This is a genomic window from Pseudomonas sp. NFIX10, from assembly GCF_900111955.1.
In the GTDB taxonomy this organism is placed as follows: Bacteria; Pseudomonadota; Gammaproteobacteria; order Pseudomonadales; family Pseudomonadaceae; genus Aquipseudomonas; species Aquipseudomonas fluorescens_AA.
Map to the genome: position 1 here is coordinate 38,637 of NZ_FOKH01000046.1, position 7,032 is coordinate 45,668.

Annotated in this window: 4 protein-coding genes; 1 reads left to right on the plus strand and 3 read right to left on the minus strand. The window is 61.3% G+C overall.

Annotation, left to right across the window (positions count from 1 at the left end):
* Positions 1 to 102 precede the first annotated feature (102 nt).
* Complete coding sequence (locus BM321_RS28285) at positions 103 to 1,272, minus strand: MFS transporter (RefSeq protein ID WP_256573508.1); 1,170 nt, start codon at positions 1,270 to 1,272, stop codon at positions 103 to 105.
* Positions 1,273 to 1,493: 221 nt separating this feature from the next.
* Here BM321_RS28285 and BM321_RS28290 point away from each other — a divergent pair, with 221 nt between their 5' ends.
* Positions 1,494 to 2,387: a LysR family transcriptional regulator gene (locus tag BM321_RS28290; RefSeq protein WP_092446276.1), complete on the plus strand. Its 894-nt coding sequence runs from the start codon at positions 1,494 to 1,496 to the stop codon at positions 2,385 to 2,387.
* A gap of 32 nt (positions 2,388 to 2,419) precedes the next feature.
* On the opposite strand, the gene BM321_RS28295 is transcribed toward BM321_RS28290, so the two are convergent.
* Both BM321_RS28295 and BM321_RS28300 read right to left on the minus strand, forming a co-directional pair.
* A complete protein-coding gene (locus BM321_RS28295; protein WP_092446278.1) occupies positions 2,420 to 6,508 on the minus strand; it encodes a dermonecrotic toxin domain-containing protein in 4,089 nt (1,362 codons plus the stop codon).
* Positions 6,509 to 6,746: 238 nt separating this feature from the next.
* A partial coding sequence (locus tag BM321_RS28300; RefSeq protein ID WP_139230462.1) for a transposase occupies positions 6,747 to 7,032 on the minus strand: 286 nt, incomplete at its 5' end.

Consider the following 7,032-nt stretch of genomic DNA (forward strand, 5'->3'; position numbering starts at 1 on the left):
CTCGGCTGCGCCCTGTAGGAGCTGCTGAAGGCTGCGATCTTTTTTTCGCTCCGGACTCAATGGTCTGGGACGAGATCGCAGCCTCGTTGCACTCGACAGCGCCTACATGTTCCCCGGCAACAACGGCAATTTCGCCAGCTTCACCGCCACCCACAACGCAATCACCAGCAAGCCACCGATGAACAGGCCGATCCCGTTCCAGCCGCCCAGGTGCCAGGCCACGCCGCCGGCCGTACCCGCCACGCTGGATCCGGCGTAGTAGCTGAACAGATAAAGCGACGAAGCCTGGCCCTTGGCCCTGAGGGCGCGGCGGCCGATCCAGCTGCTGGCGACCGAATGGGCGCCGAAGAAGCCGAAGGTGAACACCAACATGCCCAGGACCACCAGCCACAGCGGGGTGGCCATGGTCAGCAGGAGGCCGGCCAGCATCAGCGCGATGGTCGCCCAGAGCATTTTGCGGCGACCGAGTTTATCCGCCAGTGCGCCGACTTTGGCCGAGCTGTAGATGCCCGACAGGTACACCACCGACAGCAACCCGACGAAGGCCTGGTCCAGATGATAAGGCTCGGCCAGCAAGCGGTAGCCGATGTAGTTGAACAGCGTCACGAAGGCGCCCATCAGCACGAAGGCTTCGAGAAACAGCAGCGGCAACCCGGCGTCGCGAAAGTGCAGGGTGAAACCCTCCAGCAGACTGCGTGGGTGCAGCGAACGGGGACGGAAGTTGCGTGACTCGGGAAGAATCCGCCAGAACACCGCCGCCGCGATCAACGCCAGGCCGCCAATCACCAGCATCGCGGTGTGCCAACTGACGAAGTCGATCAAGACCCCGGTGATCAGGCGCCCGCACATGCCGCCGATGGCGTTGCCAGCGATATATAGCCCCATCGCCAGGCCGATGTGCTTGGGATGAATCTCTTCGCTCAGATACGTCATCGCGACCGCCGCCAACCCGCTCAACGACAGTCCGACCAAGGCGCGCAGCAGCAGGACGCCTTCCCAGGTCGGCATCATGGCGCTGGCGATCGTGCACACCGATGCGGCGAACAGCGCCGTCACCATCACCGATTTGCGGCCGATGCGGTCGGAAATCGGGCCAGTGATCAACAGGCCGATGGCGAGCATGCCGGTCGCCACCGACAGGATCAGGCTGCTCTGCGCCGCGTTGATGGAAAACTCCCTGGACAGCAGCGGCATCATCGGCTGCACGCAATACAGCAGGGCAAAGGTTGCAAAGCCTCCGCAGAACAGCGCCAGCACCGTGCGCATGAACATAGGCGTGCCTTTCTCGATATAGATGTCCTTGAGTTCGGCGACGGCATCGTCCTGCGCGTGGGGCGGGATTTCATGGGCCAATGGAGCGACAGCAGTTTTCACGGTGGACCTCGCAAGGACACGATCAGACAGGCAATGAAAAAAGCATATAGCTAGCTAATGTTTCTATCCAATATATTATTCGACCTGTTTAAGACGTTTGACGACCTATTGGATGACCCATGGAACTGCGACATCTGCGTTACTTCATCGCCGTTGCCGAAGAGCTGCATTTCGGCCGCGCCGCGCTGGCCCTGGGCATCTCCCAGCCGCCGTTGAGCCAGCAGATCCAGGCATTGGAACAGGAGATTGGCGCACGGTTGTTCGAGCGCACCAATCGTCGAGTCGAATTGAGCGAGGCCGGGCGGCTGTTCCTTGAAGAAGCGCGACGGGTGTTGGCCCAGGTCGACAAGGCCGCCGACGTGGCCCGCCGTGCCCAACTGGGGGAACTGGGTGAGCTGAAAATCGGTTTCACTTCGTCGGCGCCATTCAACTCCACCATTCCCCAGGCGATCTTCTCGTTCCGTCAGCGCTTCCCGGCGGTGCACCTGAACCTGCGAGAAATGAGCAGCACCCAAGTGGCCGACGCATTGCTGGATGAGGCGATCGAGGTCGGCATCATGCGGCCGTTGCCGCTGCCCGACGCCCTGAGGGAAATCGAACTCAGCCGCGAACCCCTGGTGGCCGTGCTCAGCGCCAAGCATCCCCTGGCCCAGGGCGATGAAAAAGGCCTGTTCCTCTCGGCGTTGGCCCAGGAACCGTTCGTGTTTTTCCCGCGCAGCTACGGCAGCGGCCTCTACGCGCAATTGCTGAGCCTGGCCCGCGACGCCGGCTTCAGCCCGCACTTCGCCCAGGAAGCCGGTGAAGCCATGACCATCATCGGCCTGGTCGCGGCAGGGCTGGGCGTCTCGGTATTGCCGGCGTCCTACCAACGCATGCGTATCGATGGGGTGGTCTATCGCCCGCTGCTCGACCCGGCGGCGGTCTCGGCCGTGTGGCTGGTGCAGCGCAAGGAACAGCGTTCGCCGATGGCGAAGGCGTTTGTGGATTTATTGACGCAAGGCACTTGCCGTTAAATCACCAACCACTCGACCTCGATTCGATCGGCCTATCCTTCCCAGACCGTCGCGGGCCTATTGCCGTGGTAATCATAAAAACCCTGGAGTATCCAGGTGTCGCCCTGGCGTTCGAACGCGGCGCGCCATGCGCCTTTGCCACCGCCGGGGGACAGTTGGGCCATGGTGTACCAGTAGTACCGATAGATTCGCTTGGTGGTTATCCTGCCGGCGCGGATATCTGCCAGGATTTCCCCGACCTTGGCTTCAGCCTCCTTGGGAAAGCTGGCGTATGACATCTGTGTTTCGGCCAACGCGCTGGTGCGGGTCTGGAATTTATCCGGTACAGGCTCTGGAGCGGGTAAAACCATGGGGGCGGTGGGTGAGGGTGTCCCTGTCACTTTGTTGGACTTGGCCTGTGTAACGATTTCGATGTCGAAGGGTTCATAGTTTGCGAGCGAACTGGTGAAGTTTGTAATGTCTTCGCCGGTGAGCAGCATGGTATTTCGCTGGGCCCTGCCTTTGTTGAGAATGAGATAAGGCACGCGATTGTTCCTTATTTCCGTCAACAGGCCAGGCTTGTGCATGCGCTGCTTCTCTTCCCGAAGCGCAGTGATCATCTCGTTGTAATAATCTTCCGAAGCCATGTAGTTATCTCGGGCGGCCTGCTCTTGCGGCCTGTCCCCCGGATATAACGCCTGGGCTTTGGCATTCAATTTGGCTTCCACGGTCTTCAACATGGCCCGGGTGTCCTTGGATATCTTATCCATGGCCACTCTTTTCCTGCCCTTATGGGGCGTGAAGGTCATGAAGACCGCGCCGGTCAGATTGTCCGTGATAAGCGTGGTGTGCACCTGGATTCGATCTTCGGTAAAGAACACGTTTTTGTGTGAAAGGATCGTGTCATATATTTTTATTTTCTGTGTTTCGCTCAGTTCGACGTCAGGCACGTTGGCTTCGATGTCCTTATAGCTAAGGGTCACGATTCGCCAGGTGTTCATCTTGTCCAACAGCTCGTCGTGGGCGGCCTGATGCCGGGACAGATTGCCCCGGCCCTGGGTCAGGGCCCTTATTTTCGAGAGATAAGCGTTGATGTCGAGCGCGCCTATGTCGGCCATGCTTTCGTCCAGTAGGCGTTCGAGCAGCGTGTCGGGCATGGAGTGGAAAATCTCCTTTGCCGTGTTGACGGCTTCGAGGGTGGGGTAGCGGTTGTTGACCAGCACCCCTTCCACCAATGCATTGAAATTGCGCTCTCGCGGTGTCTGCGGGGCTCGTCTTAACAGGCTCTGGAGCGCGCCGCCTCCGCGTAGGCGCTGCCGTTCTTCAACCTGCCAACGACCATTCTCCCAAATGACAGTCCGTTGGTTCGAGCGGTTGTCGGGCGCGTAGATGATTTGCTCGCCTGCCTGGACCGCCGTCTTGTAATAGCCGTTCTCCAGCATCAGGTAGCCTTGCCCGCTTGCATCCCGGTACCGGTGGCGACCTTCGTGGATCAATCCGTGGCCGTCGAACCCTTTGAGCCGGTACGGCCCCAGCTCCGGGTCCGTCATGGCGGGGAGCGCCGATAGCGCCGGGCGTGCTTGTCTGCGACGGCGTCCGGCGCGGGCCATGATCAAGTCTTGCCCCGCCTCGGCGATGACCTCTCCCAGCCCGCCGATAAAATCAAGGGTCCATTGCCGCAGGCTGCCGTTCTCATCGTCTATCGCCGAGACCGCGGCACCGCCGGCCATGGTCGGCAGGATCGCCCGTCCTAGCAGGCCGCCCAGCCGGCCTGCCGGGAACATCGACATCGCTCCCGTCAGCAGCATGACGGCGCTGCGGCGTCCCTCCTGGGCGCCGGTGCTGTCGCGCTCGGCATGGGTCACTGTCAACATGTCCACCGTCTTGATCCCATGGGCGATTTGCGTTTCATGCAACGCTTTGAACACATCCCCCTCGACGATGGGCGAAGCGATGGTGTTCGCGAAATCATCCTGTGCCCGGTCCTTGGCCCACGCGAAGACAGACTGTGTGACTTTCTTGATTTTTTCCTCGAGCGTCAGGTTCTCCGAGGTCGATACCATGCTGGCAAGTTGCTCGGTCTGTTCGAGCAGCGGCAGGTGCGAAATGAGCCAACGGGTCATCTCCGACGTGGCAGTGAGTGTGTGCGCCAAGGTTGTTTCCAGCGCCCGCGCGCTTGGCGCATCCACGTCCCTGAACGTCTTGCCGTCGGGGGCGCCTGGTGTGTACAGCGTCAACGAGGGGCGGCTCGCCGTCGCCTTCACCCCAAACGCCAGCAATTCCTTCAGCACGCTGTTGCCCCATTGCAGTTGGCGGACCACCACCTCGTGCCCGTTGACCTTGTCGCGCGCCGCCGCGGTCGGGCCGTCCAGTGCCGCCAGCACCAGCTTCAAGCCGGTATTGTCCCGGTCGTGCCGCAAGTCCCCCGAAATATGCGCGGCCCACACTTGGGCGCGCATCTGTTGCGCTTTCAAGGCCATCCACTGCGCCTGCTGTGCCCGGGCCACGCGTTGCAGCTCGGCCGGAAGCCGGGCGCCGATGTTCGCCCTTTCAATGACGTCCACAATTTGCGCGAAGCTCAGCGGCCCTTCCACGGTTGGGTGAGAGGCATTGCGTTCGTCCTGGGTCAGGTTGGACATCGCCCACTGCGTCAGGGAACGACGGTCATCGACGATTCCCCTCATGCTGCCTTGCGAGACCCCGGAGCCAAACGGCGAGCTACCTGTTGGTGCGTGGGGATCGACCACTGTTCTTCTGATACTCAGGGACACGTCCTCAGGGTCGACCGGCGGGTATTTCGCCTTGATGACATCGGCGAGCAACTGACGGGTCCGGTCCCGAAGAGCGTCCATGGTGGCCAGCGCCACCGGGTCTGGCGGCAGGGGCTGATCCGTCAGGGCTTTGTGCAGGGCCCGCGTCGCCGTCCACCATGCCAGGCGATCGCTGGCGGTGACGTGCGGGTTGCCGTGCAGCCAGTCATTGAGTCTCTTGAGGTTTAGCCGCAGTTCGCGTTCGCCCATGACGTCCGCCAGGTCCAGCTTGTGGCCGATATCCGCGGCCACATCGACCCGGTTCATCCAGGCGCTGATTTCTTCCGACGCCGCGGGACCGTCCAGCACGGCATCGCACACGGCAGTTTTCTGCTCCGCCCGCAGCTCCGTGACCAGGCGAACGAGGAAGTGCTCGGCCACAGGCGCGGTATCGACTTCATCCCCAGCGTTGCCGTCTTGCGCCAGGCCAGCCTTGAGCGCCACCAACGTGTCGTACAGTTGCAACGGCTGGCCCGGGCGGTACAGCACGGCAGGTCCCGAATCGCTGGCGTTGTCATACCGCGACAAGGCCACGGCGCCCGACATCGGTACGCTGAAGCTCCACCGGCGGGGTGTGATCCCCAGGCTGAACACGCCGGGTCGGACCCGTTCCGCCAACTGTGCACGAGACGCTGCGTCCGGCGCCGACAACGCATAGTCGGTCAGCGCCTGGTGCATCTGCGGGCTCAATGTCGTGTCCAGCCGATGCAGATCGGCCTGGGTCTTGAGTTGCCTGGCGAGTTCGTCCGCCAGCCAGTCGCCGACGTTGCGGTCCTGGCTGAAGTCGGCCGGCGTGTTCCAGAACTCATCCAGTGCATGGGTGAGCAGTCGTGCATAAAGCGTCGGCGTGGCGCTGATCAGCCGCTTGATTTCAGTTTTCGCGGCGCGCTCGTTCAGGGCGGCGGGCGCTGCGGCGGTGTTGTCCTGGGGGGTGACAATCTCGATGTTGTCCAGATTACCGAAGAACGCGCGCGGATCGATCCTGCCAGCGACGACTTGCAGCAAAAGCGTTTCGAGCAAGAGGGTGTCCGTCACCGTCTTACCGGTTGCCGGGTCATCGGCTGTGCGCTGCGCAGGCGGGATCGTCTCTCCGCGTAGCGTGCGCACGGACAGCTCGTGTACCGTCATGCTGTTCGCCAAGGCAGGGAAGGTTCTCCTGAACCAATAATCCAGGTGTTGCCTCATCACCTTGGAAGGCCGTGGGATGGCGTCGTTCAGGCGGATCATGTGTCGCTGCGACGCCTTGAGCTGGCTGATCAGCGGGGCATCCGGCAGCGCGGTGCTGTCGGCGAGCGGTAAGTCATGAGACGTTGCAAGGGGGGTGTGTTCCACTGCTTTCTTCCTGGAGGAATGTTGGCAGCACAACCTATTCAGGAAAAGTCCGGGTGGGTGGTATATAGGTACCGCATGGAGGGAAGGGCGATAGGGTAAGCACCATCAATGAGCGCTATGACGTGGGCGCTGACGGATCATTGAGTGATCGTGAAGAATGCCAGAATAGCTTCGCGAGGGGAGTGTCAGGTTTTTTGTGTGCGGGCCGGTAACGGCCTGCCGTTAGGCAGACCTTCATTTACCACGTCGGCCTGATGAACCGGTCCCCGTACAGGATCGCGAATTGATTCATGGCACTTTTCCAGTCGTGGGCCGCACTGCCCCAGTTCGCCGTGATATTGCGCAAGCCCAGCCAGATTAATTTGATTGCAGCGTCATCGGTTGGGAAGTGTCCTCTCGTTTTAATGATCTTGCGCAGTTGAGCGTTGATGCTTTCGATTGCATTGGTCGTGTAGATCACTTTTCGAATGGCCGGTGGGAAAACAAAAAATGGGACGACTCGATCCCAGGCGCGTCGCCAGGCA

Excerpts from the sequence above, each read along its gene's own strand:
- BM321_RS28285 (WP_256573508.1), bottom strand. The coding sequence starts at position 1,272 with ATGTTCATGCGCACGGTGCTGGCGCTGTTCTGCGGAGGCTTTGCAACC.
- BM321_RS28290 (WP_092446276.1), top strand. The coding sequence starts at position 1,494 with ATGGAACTGCGACATCTGCGTTACTTCATCGCCGTTGCCGAAGAGCTG.